The 17,545-nt window shown below is 64.8% G+C and carries 12 protein-coding genes and 1 pseudogene; 4 read left to right on the top strand and 9 right to left on the bottom strand.

Annotated elements, in window-relative coordinates:
* Positions 1–40: 40 nt before the first annotated feature.
* Positions 41–2,578, bottom strand: coding sequence for a PAS domain-containing hybrid sensor histidine kinase/response regulator family protein (locus tag Q6A48_RS24125; RefSeq protein WP_304556917.1), 2,538 nt, complete (start codon positions 2,576–2,578; stop codon positions 41–43).
* Positions 2,579–2,710: 132 nt separating this feature from the next.
* Here Q6A48_RS24125 and Q6A48_RS24120 point away from each other — a divergent pair, with 132 nt between their 5' ends.
* Positions 2,711–3,826 (top strand): PilT/PilU family type 4a pilus ATPase, encoded by a 1,116-nt coding sequence (locus tag Q6A48_RS24120; RefSeq protein ID WP_304556916.1) that lies wholly within the window; start codon positions 2,711–2,713, stop codon positions 3,824–3,826.
* Between the two features lie 148 nt (positions 3,827–3,974).
* Here Q6A48_RS24120 and Q6A48_RS24115 read toward each other — a convergent pair whose 3' ends face one another.
* From Q6A48_RS24115 to Q6A48_RS24100, 4 genes are all read right to left on the bottom strand, one after another.
* On the bottom strand, positions 3,975–5,930 hold the full coding sequence (locus Q6A48_RS24115; RefSeq protein ID WP_304556915.1) for an acetoacetate--CoA ligase: 1,956 nt from the start codon (positions 5,928–5,930) through the stop codon (positions 3,975–3,977).
* A 157-nt stretch (positions 5,931–6,087) separates the two neighbouring features.
* On the bottom strand, positions 6,088–6,864 hold the full coding sequence (gene hbdH, locus Q6A48_RS24110; protein ID WP_304556914.1) for a 3-hydroxybutyrate dehydrogenase: 777 nt from the start codon (positions 6,862–6,864) through the stop codon (positions 6,088–6,090).
* 7 nt (positions 6,865–6,871) lie between these two features.
* Positions 6,872–8,263 carry a GntP family permease gene (locus Q6A48_RS24105; RefSeq protein WP_304556913.1) on the bottom strand — a complete coding sequence of 464 codons (1,392 nt, stop codon included), beginning with the start codon at positions 8,261–8,263 and terminating at the stop codon, positions 6,872–6,874.
* 301 nt (positions 8,264–8,564) lie between these two features.
* The gene (locus Q6A48_RS24100) at positions 8,565–9,980 is read right to left on the bottom strand and encodes a sigma-54 interaction domain-containing protein (protein ID WP_304556912.1); all 1,416 of its coding nucleotides are present in this window, start codon (positions 9,978–9,980) and stop codon (positions 8,565–8,567) included.
* Positions 9,981–10,142: 162 nt separating this feature from the next.
* Between Q6A48_RS24100 and Q6A48_RS24095 the strand changes: the two genes are divergently transcribed.
* The 3 genes and pseudogenes from Q6A48_RS24095 to Q6A48_RS26160 all read left to right on the top strand — a co-directional run bounded on the left by Q6A48_RS24095 (position 10,143) and on the right by Q6A48_RS26160 (position 11,812).
* The gene (locus Q6A48_RS24095; RefSeq protein ID WP_304556911.1) at positions 10,143–10,358 is read left to right on the top strand and encodes a TIGR02450 family Trp-rich protein; all 216 of its coding nucleotides are present in this window, start codon (positions 10,143–10,145) and stop codon (positions 10,356–10,358) included.
* A 119-nt stretch (positions 10,359–10,477) separates the two neighbouring features.
* A pseudogene (locus Q6A48_RS26165) lies at positions 10,478–11,260 on the top strand (PAS domain-containing protein); the annotation flags it as partial.
* Between the two features lie 87 nt (positions 11,261–11,347).
* On the top strand, positions 11,348–11,812 hold the full coding sequence (locus Q6A48_RS26160) for a methyl-accepting chemotaxis protein (RefSeq protein ID WP_369811726.1): 465 nt from the start codon (positions 11,348–11,350) through the stop codon (positions 11,810–11,812).
* A gap of 5 nt (positions 11,813–11,817) precedes the next feature.
* Here Q6A48_RS26160 and Q6A48_RS24085 read toward each other — a convergent pair whose 3' ends face one another.
* The 4 genes from Q6A48_RS24085 to Q6A48_RS24070 are packed head-to-tail and all read right to left on the bottom strand — an operon-like array spanning position 11,818 to position 17,354.
* Positions 11,818–13,398: an ABC transporter ATP-binding protein gene (locus Q6A48_RS24085; RefSeq protein ID WP_304556908.1), complete on the bottom strand. Its 1,581-nt coding sequence runs from the start codon at positions 13,396–13,398 to the stop codon at positions 11,818–11,820.
* Positions 13,399–13,405: 7 nt separating this feature from the next.
* Positions 13,406–14,428, bottom strand: coding sequence for an ABC transporter permease (locus tag Q6A48_RS24080; RefSeq protein WP_304556907.1), 1,023 nt, complete (start codon positions 14,426–14,428; stop codon positions 13,406–13,408).
* On the bottom strand, positions 14,428–15,486 hold the full coding sequence (locus Q6A48_RS24075) for a microcin C ABC transporter permease YejB (protein WP_304556906.1): 1,059 nt from the start codon (positions 15,484–15,486) through the stop codon (positions 14,428–14,430). Before Q6A48_RS24075 ends, Q6A48_RS24080 begins: the two co-directional genes overlap by 1 nt.
* Positions 15,486–17,354, bottom strand: coding sequence for an extracellular solute-binding protein (locus Q6A48_RS24070; RefSeq protein ID WP_304556905.1), 1,869 nt, complete (start codon positions 17,352–17,354; stop codon positions 15,486–15,488). Before Q6A48_RS24070 ends, Q6A48_RS24075 begins: the two co-directional genes overlap by 1 nt.
* Between the last annotated feature and the right edge of the window lie 191 nt (positions 17,355–17,545).

Below are 17,545 nucleotides of genomic sequence, written 5' to 3'. Positions count from 1 at the left end.
TGCGGACCTGAACGTAACGGGGCGGCGATTATGCCTCAAGTCAGCCGTCATGGTTGATCATCGCCCGAATTTTGGTCGCCAGCAGGTCGAGGGTGAACGGCTTGGCGACCATGTCCATGCCCTGGTCGAGAAAACCCTGGCGCTCGGCGGCATTCTGCGCGTAGCCGGTCATGAACAGCACCTTCAGGCCGGGCCTTTGCTGGCGGGCGATTTCCGCCAGTTGCCGGCCATTCATGCCCGGCAGGCCGACGTCGGTCACCAGCAGGTCGATGCGCTGGCCTGACTCCAGCAACGGCAGTGCGGTCTTGGCGTCCCGGGCCTCAAGGGCGGTGTAGCCCAGCGCTTCCAACAGGTCGAGCACCAGCATCCGCACGGCGGGTTCGTCCTCCACCAGCAACACGGTTTCCCCGGCGATCGCCGCCGGCACCTCGACGGTCCCGGAGGCCGCGGGCTGTTCGGCGGGCGTCATGCGCAGCCGTGGCAGGTACAACTGCACCCGCGTGCCCTGGCCCGGCACGCTGTCCAGGTTGAGGTGGCCGCCGGACTGCTGGGCAAAGCCGTAGATCATCGACAAGCCCAGGCCGGTGCCCTGGCCGATGGGCTTGGTGGTGAAGAACGGGTCGAAGGCCTTGGCCAGCACGGAAGGGGTCATGCCGCTGCCATTGTCGCTCACGGCGATCATCACGTAGTCGCCGGCCTTGACCGGCTCCAGGGTGTTGATGTCACTGCCGTCGAGGTAGACGTTGGCGGTTTCGATGACCAGTTCGCCGCCGTCGGGCATGGCGTCACGGGCGTTGATCACCAAGTTGAGCAGGGCGTTCTCCAGCTGGCTGGCGTCGGTGCTGACCGGCCACAGCTCGTCGGCCAGTTGCAGGCACAACACGATGTGTTCGCCGGTGGTGCGCCTGAGCAAGTCTTCCAGTGAACGCACCAGGTCGTTGGGGTCCAGCGGCTTGCGGTCCAGGGACTGGCGGCGGGAGAACGCCAGCAGGCGGTGGGTCAGCGCGGCGGCGCGGTTGGCCGAGGACACGGCCGCTTCGGTGAAGCGCCCGATTTCGGCCGTGCGGCCGCTGGCGATGTAGCGCTGCATCAGGTCAAGGCTGCCGAGGATCCCGGTGAGCATGTTGTTGAAGTCGTGGGCGATGCCGCCGGTGAGCTGGCCGACCGCTTCCATCTTCTGGGCATGGCGCAACGCTTCTTCGGCGCGCTCGCGTTCGAACATTTCGCTTTGCAGGCGCTGATTGGCCTCGGCCAGTTGCCGGGTGCGGGCGATCACCCGGTCCTCCAGGGTTTCGTTGAGGTTGCGCAAGGCTTCCTCGGTCTTCTTGCGCTCGGTTTCGTCGATCACGAAGATGTAGAAGCCGTTCACCGCGCCGTCCGCCCCGCGGCGCGGAAGGTAGTTGGTCAAGGCATGGCGTGGCCGGCCATCGCGGTGGGCGGATTCGATGGCGAAGCTGCACGGCTTGCCCGCCAGGGCCTCGGCGATCTGTTCGGCGCGCACCGCATAGGCTTCTTCGCCAAGCACTTCGCGGATGGTCTTGCCATACAGCTCCTGTGGGGTCAGCCCATACCAGTCCAGGTAGGCGCTGTTGTTCAGCCGGAAACGCTCGTCGCGGTCCACGTAGCTGATGAGGATCGGCATGGCGTTGATGATCAGTTGCAGCTCGTTCTGGCTCTGGCGCAAGGCCTGCTCGGCGCGCTTGCGCTCGGTGAGGTCCAGGGCGGCGCCGAGGAAACGCTTGGGACGCCCGTGGCGATCCTTGTAGCAACGGCCCCGGACGAACACCCAGCGCATCTCGCCGGAGGGTTGCACCAGGCGATACTCCTCGGCGTATTCGGTGCCGTGGCTGATGCAGTGCCGGATGCTGCGGGCGACCATGGCCCGGTCTTCGGGGTGCACGCCTTCGAGGTAGGCGCTGATGGGGAGCTGGCGCGCCAGGTTCGGGTCGACGCCATGCAGGCGGGCGAAATGCGCGTCCGCCACGAAACGGTCCTCGCGGATATCCCAGTCCCAGGTGCCCAGCGCATCGGCGGCGGCCAGGGCCAGTTGCAGGCGTTCTTCGCTTTCATGCTGGGCCTTGAGGCTGGCTTCGGAGCGGCGTTCGAACTCCTGGGTCAGGCGCCGCCGCTCGCTGGTCTCGATGGCCGTGACCAGGATGCCGGCGACCTGGCCGCTTTCATCGCGTACCGGGCTGTAGGCCAGGTCCAGCCACACATCGCACAGGCGCCCGGCGAAGGGCACCCGCCATTGCTGGTCGCGACAGGCGTGGGCAAGGCCCTGCAATACCTGGTCGTAGATCGCATCGCTCCCGGGCCTCAGTTCGGGCCAGGCGCTGTGGGTCGGCTCGCCGAACGTGCGTGGATGCTTGTCGCCGATCAGCCGGGCGAAGGCGTCGTTGTACAAGTGGCACAGCCGCGGGCCCCACAGCAGGGCCATCGGCATGGGCGAGTGGAGCATGATGTCCATGGCGGTGCGCAGGCTCTGTGGCCAGGCGTGGGCAGCGCCCAGGGGGCTCGAGGCCCAGTCCAGGCGGGCGATCAGGCCCTGGGTGTCGCTGCCGACGGGTGTTGCGTTCATCACGGAATCCCTGGAAATCATGTCTGCGTTGCGGTGTCTACTATCCTTCGGGGAAGGTAAGCGCGGGTTGGTCTGTAGCGGTGCATGCTCGGGCCAGCGTGTTTCATTGATGTCTCGCGGAAGTTTCAGGCCATGGAAATCGATCCCTTGTTGCGAATCCTGGCGAGCCAGGATGGCTCCGACCTCTATCTGTCCACCGGTGCGCCGCCGTGCGCGAAATTCGAGGGCGTGCTCAAGCCATTGGGCTCCCAGGCGTTCAAGGTCGGCGACATTGCCGGTCTCGCCGAGTCCTTGATGGACGCCGAACAGCGCCTTGAGTTCGATCGGGAACTGGAAATGAACCTGGCGATCTCCCTGGCCGGCGTCGGTCGGTTCCGGGTCAACGTGTTCAAGCAGCGCAATGACGTGTCCATGGTCATCCGCAACGTCAAGCTGGACATCCCGCGCTTCGAAGACCTGAAACTGCCCCCGGTGCTGCTGGAGAGCGTCATGCAGAAACAGGGGCTGATCCTGTTCGTCGGCGCCACGGGTTCCGGCAAGTCGACGTCCCTGGCGGCGCTGATCGATTACCGCAATCGCCACAGCAGCGGCCACATCATTACCATCGAGGACCCGGTGGAGTATATCCACCGGCACAAGAAGTCGATCATCAACCAGCGCGAAGTCGGTGTCGACACCCGCAGCTTTCACGCCGCCCTGAAGAACACCCTGCGCCAGGCGCCGGACGTGGTGCTGATCGGCGAGATCCGTGACCGGGAAACCATGGAGCACGCGCTGGCCTTCGCCGACACCGGGCACCTGGTGATCTCCACGCTGCACGCCCATAACGCCAACCAGGCCCTGGACCGGGTCATCAATTTCTTCCCGGAAGAACGCCGGCCGCAGTTGCTCAACGACCTGGCCAACAACCTCCAGGCGTTCATTTCCCAACGCCTGGTGTGCACCGTGGCGGGCCAGCGCCGGGCGGCGGTGGAGGTCATGCTGGGTTCACCCACGGTGGCCGACCTGATCCGGCGCAACGCGTTGGGCGAGCTCAAGGCCATCATGGAGAAGTCGGAGGAGCTGGGCATGCAGACCTTCGACCAGGCCTTGTTCAACCTGGTGGTGGAAGGCGCCATCGATGAGGAGGAGGCGCTGAAGAACGCCGACTCGGCGAACAATTTGCGCTTGCGCCTGAAGCTGCACGCCGAGTCGAGCGCCGCGCCGCCGGATGATCCGGCGGCGGGGGAGTGGGGACTCATGGATTGAACGTGTCGCGTCCCTGTGGCGAGGGGATTTATCCCCGCTGGGCTGCAAAGCAGCCCCAACATAGACAACTCTAGGACGCCGCATACTCTGTTTTGGGCCGCTTCGCGGCCAGCGGGGATAAGTCCCCTCGCCACAGGAGCTGCTGTGCTTAAACGGCCAGTTCCGGCCGATCCCGAAACTGCGCCAGCGCCTCGGGGTTGGCCAGGGCATCGGTGTTCTTCACCGCCTCGCCATGGACCACGTTGCGCACCGCCAGCTCCACCACCTTGCCGCTGATGGTGCGGGGAATGTCGGTGACCGGCAGGATCTTCGCCGGGACATGGCGCGGCGTGGTATTGGCGCGGATGACCTGGCGAATCCGCTGTGCCAGGTCCTCATCGAAAACCACCCCGTCGCGCAATCGCACGAACAGCACCACCCGCACGTCGCCTTGCCATTGCTGGCCGATGGCAACGCTGTCGAGCACCTCTTCGACCTTTTCCACTTGCCGATAGATCTCCGCCGTGCCGATGCGCACGCCGCCGGGGTTGAGCACCGCGTCGGAGCGCCCATGGATCAGCAGGCCACCGTGAGGCAGTTCCTCGGCGTAATCGCCCTGGGCCCACACGCCGGGAAACTGGGCAAAGTAGGACGCGCGCAGTTTTTCCCCTTGGGGATCGTTCCATAAGCCAATGGGCATGGCCGGGAAGTGCCGGGTGCAGACCAGCTCGCCTTTTTCGCCGATGACCGCTTCGCCGGCGTCGTTCCAGACCTGCACGGCCATGCCCAGGCTCTTGCCTTGCATTTCGCCACGGCGCACCGGTGACAGCGGGTTGCCGTTGACGAAGCACGAGACGATGTCGGTGCCGCCGGACATCGACGCGAGGCAGACGTCGGGCTTGAGGTCGCGGTACACATAGTCGTAGCTGTGGGGCGCCAGCGCCGAGCCGGTGGACAGCAGGGTCTTCAGGCTGCCCAGGTCATGGCTGTGCCGAGGTGCCAGGCCCTGGCTCTCCAGGGTTGCGAGGAATTTCGGGCTGGTGCCGAACACGCTGATGCGCAGTGGGTCGATCAGGTCCAGCAGGCGCTCGGGCCCCGGATGAAACGGCGAGCCATCGTAGAGCACCACCGTGCTGCCCACCGCGAGGGCCGACACCAGCCAGTTCCACATCATCCAGCCGCACGTGGTGTAGTAGAACAGTCGGTCCTCGGGACCGAGATCGACATGCAGGCCGTGCTCCTTGACGTGTTGCAGCAACACGCCGCCGGTGCCATGGACAATGCACTTGGGCACGCCGGTGGTGCCACTGGAATAGAGAATGTACAGCGGGTGATCGAAGGGCACGCCGGTGAATTCCGGCTCGCCGCCGCTGTGGTAGAAGTCCGCCCACAGCGCGACGCGGGCCGGGGTCTGGAAGTCGCCCGGGCGGGCCTGCGGCACGGCGTAGGGCAATATGATCAGTTGCTGCAGCGACGGCAGCCGCTGGAGGATTTCGTTGACCTTGGCACGCTGGTCGATGACCTTGCCGGCATAGCGGTAACCGGCGCAAGTGATCAGCACCTTGGGTTCGATCTGGCCGAACCGATCGATGACGCCCTGGGTGCCGAAATCCGGCGACGAGCAGGACCAGATCGCCCCCAGGCTGGTGGCGGCGAGCATGCCCACCAGGGTCTGCCAGGTGTTGGGCATGCACGCGGCCACGCGATCGCCCTGGGTGACGCCGGCGGCCCGCAGGCTGCGTTGCAGGCCGGCGACCTGGGCGGCGAGTTCGGCCCAGGTCAGCTGTTCCTGGCCGCCGTCTTCGGCAACGGCGACCACCGCGACCGTCTCATCGCGACGGCGCAGCAAGTGTTCGGCAAAGTTCAGGGTCGCCCCGGGAAACCATTGGGCACTGGGCATTCGCCGGTCCTCCACCAGGACCTTGCGCGGCGCTTGATGAAAGCGAATCTCGAAGAAATCGACGATGGCCTGCCAGAAGGCGTCGCGCTGGTCGATGCTCCAGGCGTGCAGGGTCGGGTAGTCGTGCAGTTGCAGGTGATGTCGCGCGTTGACGAACTGGCGAAAGGCGTTCATGCGCGACTGGGCGATGCGTTCGGGGCTGGGTTGCCAGAGGATGTCGGACATGGGGTGCCTCTTATTTTTTATATACACACACAAAAACTATAGAGCGGCTCAATCTTTGTGGGAGCAAAGCTTGCTCGCGAAACAGGCGCCTGGTTTCTGAAGGACCGCATGGTCTTCATCGCGGGCAAGCCTTGCTCCCACAGGGGTTCGCAGGGGGCTACTGCGCCAGCCAGCCGCCATCGATATTCCACGCCGCGCCGCGCACCTGGCTGCCGGCCTCACTGCACAGGAACAGCACCAATTCCCCCAGTTGCGGCGGGGTGACGAATGCCAGGGACGGCTGCTTCTCGGCCAACAGGTCATGTTGGGCCTGTTGTGGGTCGATGCCGCTGGCGATGCGGTCGTCGATCTGTTTCTGCACCAGCGGCGTCAGCACCCAGCCGGGGCAGATGGCGTTGCAGGTCACGTTGCTGGTGGCGGTTTCCAGGCCGACCACCTTGGTCAGGCCGATCACCCCATGCTTGGCTGCCACATACGCGGCCTTGCCCACCGAGCCGACCTGGCCATGCACCGAGGCGATGTTGACGATCCGTCCCCAGCCCTTGGCGCGCATGCCGGGCAGGCTCAGGCGGGTGGCGTGGAACACCGAGGACAGGTTGATGGCGATGATCGAATCCCAGCGCTCCACCGGGAAGTCTTCCACGGCGGCCACGTGCTGGATCCCGGCGTTGTTCACCAGGATGTCGACGCCGCCGAACTCACGCTCGGCGTAGGCGAGCATGTCGGCGATCTGCGCCGGGTCGCTGACATCGGCCGGATGATGGCCGACCTTGCCGCCGAACTGTTGCACCTCGGCGATCACCGCCGATGCATCGCCAAAGCCGTTGAGGATCAGGTTGGCGCCGGCCTTGGCCAGGCCCAGGGCGATGCCCAGGCCGATGCCGCTGGTAGAACCGGTGACCAGGGCCGTCTTGCCCGAAAGTGTTGTCGTCATGGGAACCTCACACAATGCCAGTGGCGTAGAACACGCCGATCACCACGAAGACCGCGAGGGTCTTGATCAGCGTAATGCAGAAAATGTCTTTGTAGGCTTCGCGGTGGGTCAGCCCGGTGACCGCCAGCAGGGTGATCACCGCGCCGTTGTGGGGCAGGGTGTCCATGCCGCCGCTGGCCATGGCGGCCACCCGGTGCAACACCTCCAGGGGAATATTGGCGGCGTGGGCGGCGTTGATGAAGGTTTCGGACATCGCTGCCAGGGCGATGCTCATGCCACCCGAAGCGGAACCGGTGATGCCCGCCAACAGCGTGACGGTCACGGCTTCGTTGACCAGCGGGTTGGGGATGCTCTTGAGCCAGTCGGCCAGCACCAGGAAGCCCGGCAGCGAAGCGATCACCGCGCCGAAGCCGTATTCCGATGCGGTGTTCATCGCCGCCAGCAGGGCGCCGCCCACCGCGCTCTTGCTGCCTTCGGCCAACTGGCTGCGGATGGCCCGGAAGCCAAACACCAGGACCATGATGATGCCCACCAGCAAGGCCGCCTGCACCGCCCAGATCGCGGTGAGCTTGGCGACGTCACTGGTCACCGGCGCCGCCATGCCCGGCAGCGCCAGGCTGTGGGTCTTGCCGTACCACTGGGGAATCCACTGGGTGAACAGCAGGTTCATGATGCCCACCGCCAGCAGCGGCGACACGGCGACCCACGGGTTTGGCAGCTGGATGTCTTCGGCGGTTTCCGGCTCGTTGCGCAGTTCGGTGCCGTAGCCTTCGCCCAGGCGCTGGGCCTTGTTGCGCTGACGTTGCAGGAACAGCATGCCGATGCTGAAGACGAAGAGCGTGCCGATCACCCCCAGCCACGGCGCGGCCCAGGCCGTGGTGTTGAAAAAGGCGCTGGGGATGATGTTCTGGATCTGCGGCGTGCCGGGCAAGGCGTCCATGGTGAAGGAGAACGCACCGAGGGCGATGGTGGCCGGGATCAGGCGCTTGGGGATATTGCTCTGGCGGAACATCTCAGCGGCGAACGGGTACACCGCGAACACCACGACGAACAGCGACACGCCGCCATAGGTCAGCAGCGCACAGACCAGCACGATCACCAGCATCGCCTGGCGCGTGCCCAACAGCCGGATCGCCGCCGCGACGATGGAACGGGAGAAACCCGACAGCTCGATCAGCTTGCCGAACACCGCGCCGAGCAGGAACACCGGGAAGTACAGCTTGATGAAACCGACCATTTTTTCCATGAACACCCCGGTGAAGGCAGGGGCGACGGCGGCGGGGTCGGTGAGCAGGACGGCGCCGAGGGCGGCGATGGGGGCAAAGAGGATAACGCTGTAGCCACGGTAGGCGGCGACCATCAGCAGCGCGAGGGCTGCCAGGGCTATGATCACACTCATGGTGTGTCTCCTGGGATTGTTATTGTTGTGGTGAAGCGGTGGGGAGGCTTTAGCGAGTTTTGTGCCAGGTGTGTAACTTATTGAAATATAAGGAAATCGTTTTTGGTTGTAGGGTGGGGGTGTAAGATTTGTCTCTTTTTTGAGATTTTTATGGAGTTTGCCGGCCTCATCGCGAGCAAGCTCGCTCCCACGGTTGAACGCGTCGCTTAGGGAAAATACTTACCCTGTGGGAGCGAGCTTGCTCGCGATGAGCGCGAAGCGCTCCAAAAGAAACTGTCTCAATATGGAGATAGTTATCTCTCTATTGAGACTCCACAATCCCCAACGCCACCATCTTCTTGTACAACGTCGACCGTCCCAGCCCCAGGCGCTGCGCCGCGTCGATCACTTTCCCACCGCATTGCGCGAGGGTGGTTTCGATCAACTGCCGGTCGAATCGTGCCCGGGCCTGGCTGAAGGTTTCCTGGGCCAGGGGCTCCAGGGGCGGGCTGGGCGGGCGGGCCACCGGGGTCAAGGTGCCGATGGCGGCGCGAATGTCCGTCGCGGTGAGCAACAGGTTGTCGCTGAGCAGCGCGGCCCGCTCCAGTACATTGCGCAGTTCGCGGATGTTCCCCGGCCAGGCGTGCTGCGCTAGCAGGTCGAGGGCTGCGGGGTTCAGCTCGTGCTGGCTGCGCAGGTCTTCGAGGATCGCCTCGCTCAAGGCGGGCAAGTCGTCGAGGCGCTCGCGCAAAGGTGGCACCTGGATCGGCAGCACGTTGAGGCGGTAGTACAGGTCGGCGCGGAACTCGCCGCGCTTGATCGCCGCTTCCAGGTCCGTGGACGTGGCGGCGATCACCCGCACATCGCTTTGCAGCACCTCATTGGAACCCACCGGTTCGTATTCCTTTTCCTGGAGCACCCGCAGCAATTTGCTTTGCAGCGGTAGCGGCATGTCGCCGATCTCGTCGAGGAACAGGGTACCGCCCTGGGCGATCTGCAGTTTGCCGGCGCGGCCCTTGCGGTCGGCCCCGGTAAACGCGCCCGGTGCGGTGCCGAAGAACTCGGCCTCCAGCAGCGCCTCGGGGATCGCCGCGCTGTTGATGCTGACGAACGCCTTGTGTGCCCGGGGCGAGACGCTGTGGATCGCCTGGGCCAGCAATTCCTTGCCGGTGCCGGTTTCGCCGAGCAGCAGCACCGGTGAATCGGTGCTGGCGCTGCGACGGGCACGGCGCTTGACCTCCAGGCCGGCGCTGCTGGTGCCGATGAAATGAGCGAAGTTGTACTTGGTCTGGCGTGCCCGTAGCAGCGAGCGGGTGGAGGCCAGTTCTTCCTGCATGCTCAGGTAGCGCTTGAGCATGGGCGACAGGCTGCGCAACTCGTCGAACAAGGCAAAGCCGATGGCGCCGATCACCGCGCCGGCGTTGTCGTGGATCGGCAGGCGCATCACCACCAGCGGTTCCTTGGGCGTGTCTTGCATGTCCAGCAGGATCGGTCGCCCGGTGCGCACCACTTCGCGCAGCAGGCTGCCGGGGATCACGCTCTCGCACGCCCGGCCGATCGCCTCCTGCGCCGAGTCCAGGCCGAAGCGCCGGGCGTAGCGCTCGTTCATCCAGACGATATTGGCGTCACGGTCGACAATCACCGTGCCTTCGCTGGACTGCTCGATGATCTCGAACAACGAGCGAATCGCCAGCGTGCGCACACGCTTGTAGTCCTTGAGGCTTTCGGTGGGGTTCATCGGCCGTTTCCAGAAGAGGGAAAGCTTGCGCGGCTGCGTCGCTCTTGGGCGGCATTATGACCAGGGACGAAGGCTGATCAACAGCCCTTCGGGTTCGTCGTGGTTCTCATGCATGAGAAATTGTACAGTTGGCTGAACTTGTACATAAATGGTCGGTGCCCCATGAATCGATTCAATCCCCGAAAACTCAAGCTTTCCAAGTGGACCGCGTGTGAGCCGGTCAATCGAGAAAAACATTTTCTCGTCCTCCAACTGCTTTGCGATGAGCTTGGGGTACCTCTCCAGATCGAGCTCCAGGCCGTTCACAGCGGCCGGTGCGAGCTATTCGACTGGCGGGAATTGCGCGACAGCGAGCGCTGGAAAATGGGCTGGCACTAAGATCGTCAGCCTGGAAGGCGGCCGCCTTGTTAGTTGTACAAATATAAAAATCCTGTACAAGATTTGTGAAGTAATGGCTTAATGATGCCCTGCACTCAACGTCTCGGGGAGCGGTACCCATGTTCATTCGTACTCGCAAGCATCAGGACGCTTTGCACCAGATCCAGGCCAGGCAGGCCATTCTTGAAGCGGAGCGAGCGGCGCTCCATGGCTCGCTGGCAATCGTGGAATTCACGGCAACCGGGGAGGTGCTGGACGCCAGCCCGCTGTTCCTGACGATGACGGGCTACGTCCTCGACGAGATCCTGGGCAAGCATTACTCGATGTTCTGCGAACCGGCCTACGCCCGCAGTCGAGAAAACACCGCGCTGTGGCAGAAGTTGGGGCAAGGCGAGAGCGCCGAGGCTCAATTCCTGCACGGGCGGCGCGAGGGCGGCGGCCTCTGGGTCGAAGCCACCTATGTGCCCGTTCGTGCTGAAGGCGCAGGCGTGCAACGCGTTCTCCAGATCGTGCGCGACACCCATGAGCGCGTGCTTCGTGCGCAGGCCCAATCCAGCTTCATGCAAGCGATAGACCGCTCCATGGCCGTCATCGAGTTCGACCTGAGCGGCACCGTGGTGCGCGCCAACGACAATTTCCTCAAGGTAATGGGGTATCGGCACGACGACGTGATCGGTCAACACCACCGTCTGTTCTGCCAGCCCGGCGAGGTGCAGGACGAAGCCTATCGCGGCTTCTGGGCCGCCTTGAACCGCGGCCAGTACATGAGCGGGCTGTTCCAGCGCGTCGACAAGCGCGGCACGACGGTCTGGCTGCAAGCGACTTACAACCCGCTCTACGACGCCAATGGTCGCTTGTATGGCGTGGTCAAGTTCGCCACGGACAGCACGCGTGAGGTCGAGCAGCGCGAAGCTGAATCAAGGGCGGCACGGTTGGCCTTCGAAACGTCGCGCAAAACCGACGAACATACCCAACTCGGGACCTCGGTCGTGCAACAAACCGTGACGGTGGTGCAGAGCATTGCCGATGAGTTGCAACAGGTCGCCATGGGGATCAGTGCCCTCAGCGCCCAGTCGGAGGAGATCGGCAGCATCGTCGATGCCATCCGCGGGATCGCCGAACAGACCAATCTGCTTGCCCTCAATGCCGCCATCGAGGCAGCCCGCGCCGGGGAGCAGGGCCGTGGTTTCGCGGTGGTCGCCGATGAGGTGCGCAACCTTGCGCGACGTACCAGCCAGGCCACCGTGGCCATCTCCGATGTCGTCGGCAAGAACCGCGAGCTGGCCAAGCAGGCGGTGACCAGCATGCAATCGAGCACGCTCAAGGCCGAGCAAGGGGTGAAGCTGGCGAATCAGGCGGGCACCGTGATCCTCGATATCCATCGCGGTGCGCAACAGGTGGTCGAGGTGATCGGCGAGTTTGCGCAAACCATGGACCAGCGCGGCGAGGCCTGAGCGAGTCAGGCCCAGCCCGGATGCGCCGCCGCCAGCAATTCCTTGGTGTAGGGATGCCGGGGCGAGTCGAACACGTCATGGCTGGCGCCGCATTCGACCACCTGGCCATCCTTGATCACGATCACGTCGTGGGCCAGCGCGCGCACCACCGCCAGGTCATGGCTGATGAAGAGGTAGGTCAACCCGTGCTTTTCCTGGAGCTGGCGGAGCAGGGCGACCACTTGCTTCTGCACTGTCCGGTCCAGGGCCGAGGTCGGTTCGTCCAGCAGGATCAGCGCCGGCTTGAGCACCAGTGCCCGGGCAATGGCGATGCGCTGGCGCTGGCCACCGGAAAACTCGTGGGGGTAGCGGTGCCGGCTCTGCGGGTCGAGCCCGACTTCCTTGAGGGCCTGGATCACCCGTGATTCGCATTCATCGGCGTTGGACGGGCTGTGGACTTCGAGGCCTTCGCTGATGATCTGCTGCACCGACATCCGTGGGCTGAGGCTGCCGAACGGGTCCTGGAACACCACCTGCATCTGCTTGCGCCAGGGCCGCAGTGCCTTCTGCGACAGGTGATCGAGGGCTTCGCCCTGGAAACGGATACTGCCCTCGGACTCGATCAGCCGCAGGATCGCCTGGCCGAGCGTGGACTTGCCGGAACCGGACTCGCCGACGATGCCCAGGGTCTTGCCGCGCTGGATGTTCAGGCTGATGCCGTCCACGGCGCGCAAGTATTGCTTGCGCCGGAACAACCCGCCGCCGAGGGGGAAGCTCACGCGCAGGTCCTGCACCTGCAGCACGTCTTCGCGATCATCCCGGGGCAGGGCCTCGCCTTCCGGTTCGGCATGCAGCAACTCGCAGCTGTAGGGGTGTTTCGGCGCGCTGAACAGGGTTTCGCAAGGCGCCTGCTCGACGATTTCGCCGGCCTTCATCACGCAGACCCGCTGGGCGATGCTGCGCACCAGGTTCAAGTCGTGGCTGATCAGCAACAGCGACATGCCGAGCCGCTGCTGGAGGGACTTGAGCAGCAGCAGGATCTTGCGCTGCACGGTCACGTCGAGGGCGGTGGTCGGTTCGTCGGCGATCAGCAGTTCCGGCTCGCAGGCCAGGGCCATGGCGATCATCACCCGTTGCCGCTGGCCGCCGGACAGTTGATGCGGGTAGGCCTTGAGCCGTTCGGCGGGTTTCTGGATGCCCACCAGGGCGAGCAGTTCCAGGATGCGCTCGCGGGCCGCCTTGCCGCCCAGCCCGCGGTGCAGCATCAGGGTTTCACCGATCTGTTTCTCGACGCTGTGCAGCGGGTTCAGGGACGTCATCGGTTCCTGGAAGATCATCGCGATCCGGTTGCCGCGCAACGCGCGCAGGGTCTTGGCCTCGGCGCCCACCAGCTCCTGGCCGCGATAGCGAATGCTGCCGGTGGTGCGGGTGCCGGTGTCGGGCAGCAATTGCAGGATCGAATGGGCCGTCACCGACTTGCCCGAGCCCGACTCGCCCACCAGCGCCAGGCACTCGCCGGGGCGGATGTCCAGGCACAGGTCGCGCACCACGGTGTGGTCGTTGAAGGCCACGCTCAGGTCGCGGATCTCGATCAGGTTGTCGCTCATTCCCGGATCAGGAGCGTGGATCGAACGCATCGCGCAGGGCCTCCCCGATGAACACCAGCAGTGAAAGGATCAGCGCCAGGGTGAAGAACGCCGTCAGACCCAGCCACGGCGCTTGCAGGTTCTGCTTGCCCTGGCCGATCAGCTCGCCCAGCGAGGCGCTGCCGGCCGGCATGCCGAAGCCGAGGAAGTCCAGGGCGGTGAGGGTGGAGATCGCCCCGGTGAGAATGAAAGGCAGGTAGCTCAGGGTGGCATTCATCGCGTTGGGCAGGATATGCCGCACGATCACCTTGCGATCGGACAGGCCCAGGGCCCGGGCGGCTTTCACGTATTCGAGGTTGCGCCCGCGCAGGAACTCGGCCCGCACCACGTCCACTAGTGCCAGCCAGGAAAACAGCGCCATGATCCCCAGCAGCCACCAGAAATTCGGCTCGACGAAACCGGACAGGATGATCAACAGGTAGAGCACCGGCAGCCCGGACCAGACTTCCAGCAGTCGTTGCCCCAGCAGGTCCACCCAGCCGCCGTAGTAGCCCTGCAATGCACCGGCGGCGATGCCGATCAGCGCGCTGATGGCGGTCAGCGCCAGGGCGAACAGGATCGACACCCGGGCACCGAAGATCACCCGGGCCAGCACGTCCCGCGACTGGTCATCGGTACCCAGCCAGTTCACCGAGGTGGGCGGGCTCGGCGCCGGCTGGGCGAGGTCGTAGTTGGGTGTGTCGTCGCTGAACGGGATCGGCGGGAACAACAGCCAGCCGCCGTCCTTGTGGATCAGGTTCTGCACGTAGCTGCTGCGGTAGTCGGCCTGGAACGGCAACTGCCCGCCAAAGGCCTGTTCGGTGTAGCGCTTGAACACCGGGAAGTACAGCGAACCCTGGTAGCTCACCACCAGCGGCTTGTCGTTGGCGATCAGTTCGCCGCCCAGGGTCAGGGTGAACAGGCCAATGAACAGCCACAGCGACCACCAGCCCCGGCGGTTTCTCTTGAAGCGCTCGAAGCGCCGGCGGCCCAGGGGCGAAAGCGTGAACATCAGGCGTTCCTCGCGGCGAAGTCGATGCGTGGGTCCACCAGGGTGTAGCAGAGGTCGCCAATGAGTCTGATCAGCAGGCCGAACAGCGTGAAGATGAACAGCGAGCCGAACACCACCGGATAGTCCCGGGACACCGCCGCCTCGTAGCTCATGCGTCCCAGGCCGTCGAGGGAAAAGATCACCTCGATCAGCAGCGACCCGGCGAAGAACACGCTGATGAACGCCTGGGGAATCCCCGAGACCACCAGCAGCATGGCATTGCGGAACGCGTGCCCGTACAGCACCCGGCGTTCGCTCATGCCCTTGGCCCGTGCCGTGACCACGTACTGGCGGGTGATTTCATTGAGGAACGAGTTCTTGGTCAGGATCGTCAGGGTGGCGAACCCGCCGATTACCAGGGAGCTCACCGGCAGCACCAGGTGCCAGAAGTAGTCGACGACCTTGCCCAGCGTCGACAGCGATTCGAAATCGTCCGACACCAGCCCGCGCACCGGGAACCAGTTCAGCGACGTGCCGCCGGCGAACACCACGATCAGGAACATCGCGAAAAGAAACGCCGGCATGGCATAGCCGACGATGATCGCGGTGCTGCTCCATACGTCGAAGGCCGAGCCATGGCGGACCGCCTTGCGGATGCCCAGGGGGATCGACACCAGGTAGGTGATCAGCGTTGCCCAGAGCCCGAGGGAAATGGTCACCGGCATTTTTTCCAGGATCAGGTCGGTGACCGTGGCACCGCGGAAGAAACTCTTGCCGAAGTCCAGCCGGGCGTAGCTGCTGAGCATCAGCCACAGGCGTTCATGGGCCGGCTTGTCGAAACCGTACTGTTTCTCGATGTCCTTGATCAGTTGCGGGTCCAGGCCCCGGCTGGCGCGGGAGCTGCCGGCCATGGCGTTGCCCGAGCCGCCGACGCTGGCGCCGCCGATCCCCTGCAAGTGGGCGATGGCTTGCTCCACCGGCCCGCCGGGCGCGGCCTGGACGATGACGAAGTTCACCAGCAGGATGATCACCAGGGTCGGGATGATCAGCAGCAGGCGGCGCGCGATATAGGCCCACATCAGTGCCGCCCTCCGGGTGCGCCACGCTTGATGCGCTCGGCCGTCATCTGTTCGTTGGTCAGCGGCGTGGTGCTGATTTCCCACCAGCTCTCGATGGCTTCGTCATTGCTGGCCTGGACCTTGGGGATGCCAAAGCGGTTCCACCACACGGTCGAGCTGCCTGGCGGGTAATAGTTGGGGATCCAGTAGTAGTTCCATTGCAGCACCCGGTCCAGGGCGTGGGCATGACGAAGCATGTCGCCCTGGGTGGTGGCCTTGACCAGCCCGTCGATCAGGGTGTCCACCGCCGGATTCTTCAAGGCCATGTAGTTGTTGGCGCCCGGATCGTTGGCGGCCGCCGAGCCGAAGTAGTTGTAGAGCTCGATGCCCGGCGACGTGCTGACCGGGTAACCGGTGACGATCATGTCGTAGTCGCGGCTCATCAGCCGATTGACGTATTGGGACGAATCGATGCGGCGGATGCTCATGTCGATGCCGATCTGCGCCAGGTTGCGCTTGTACGGCAGCAGCAGGCGATCCATGCCGTTCTGGGTGTTCAGGAAGGTGAAGCTCAGCGGTTCGCCGTCGGCATTCACCAGGCGGTCGCCGTCGGGTTTCCAGCCGGCCTGTTCCAGCAAGGCCAGGGCTTGCAACTGCTTGTCGCGGATCACGCCGCTGCCGTCGGTCTTCGGCGCCTCGAATACCTGGTCGAAGACTTCGTCGGGGACTTGGCCGCGCAACGGTTCGAGGATCGCCCGTTCGGCCGCGTCGGGCAGTTGCCGGGCCGCCAGGTCGGTGTTGGAGAAGAAACTCTGCTGGCGCACATAGAGATTGCGCATCATCTGGCGGTTGCTCCATTCGAAATCCCAGAGCATTGCCAGGGCCTGGCGTACCCGGCGATCCTGGAATTGCGGGCGTTGCAGGTTGAAAACGAAGCCCTGGGCGGTCTGCGGCGCCTCGGTGGCCAGGTGGGCCTTTTGCAGCCGGCCATCGCGCAGGGCCGGGCTGTCATAGCCGATGGAAAAGCCGGTGGCGGAGAACTCGCGGTTGTAGTCGTAGGCGCCGCCGCGCAGCACCTGCCGGGCCACGTCGGTGTCGCCGAAATACTCGATGCTGAAATGGTCGAAGTTATACAGGCCGCGGCTGACCGGCAGGTCCTTGCCCCACCAGTCGGCGTTGCGCTCGAAGGTGATGCTGCGGCCGGAGTCGACCTTGCTGACGCGGTACGGGCCACTGCCCAGCGGAGGCTCGTAGCCGCCGCCGTTGGCGAAGTCGCGGCCCTTCCACCAGTGTTCGGGGAGGACCGGCAAGGTGGCGATGTCCAGGGGCAGGGTGCGGCTTTCATTGTTCTTGAAGTCGAAGCGCACGGTGCGCTCGTCCTCAATGACGACGCGTTGGACGGCGGCGAACTGGGTGCGATAGCGCAGGCTGCCCTGGTTCATCAGCAGTTCGAAGCTGTAGCGTACGTCTTCGGCGGTGATCGGCTTGCCATCGGCGAAGCGGGCCTTGGGGTTCAGGTAGAAGCGCAAGGACAGGCCATCGTCCGACCGTTCCATCTTCTCGGCCACCAGGCCATAGACGGTGTAGGGCTCATCCAGCGAACGCTGGGCCAGCGGCGAATACACCATGCCGTCGATCTGGCTGACGCCGATGCCTTTGTCGATGTAGGGCAGGACATGGTCGAACTGGCCGATCTCGACGGCCGAGCGGCGCAGGGTGCCGCCCTTGGGGGCCTGGGGGTTGGCGTAGGCAAAGTGGCCGAAACCTTCGGCGTACTTGGCCGGCTCGCCATAGACGGTCAGTGCGTGTTGCGGTGCGGCATCGGCGCCGGCGGCGCCTGTCAGCAGGGCCACGGCAGTCAGCAGCAATGAAGGAAACGCCAGTCGCATTGTCAGCCTTAAAGCCGGGTGATCGATAAGCACGCTTTGTACGCGAGCGGCGCGCTGGTCGCCAGCCCTGGAGCAAGGAAGTCGTGGGGGGGGGGGGGGGGGGGGGGGGCGCCCCCCCCCCCCGCCCCCCCGCGCCCCCCTGTCCGGCCCGGGGCCCGCCCCCGCGCGCGGCACCCCCCCCCCCACAACGA

The organism is Pseudomonas citrullilanati, assembly GCF_030580855.1.
Lineage (GTDB): Bacteria > Pseudomonadota > Gammaproteobacteria > Pseudomonadales > Pseudomonadaceae > Aquipseudomonas > Aquipseudomonas citrulli.
This window is presented reverse-complemented; position numbering and strand designations above follow the sequence as displayed.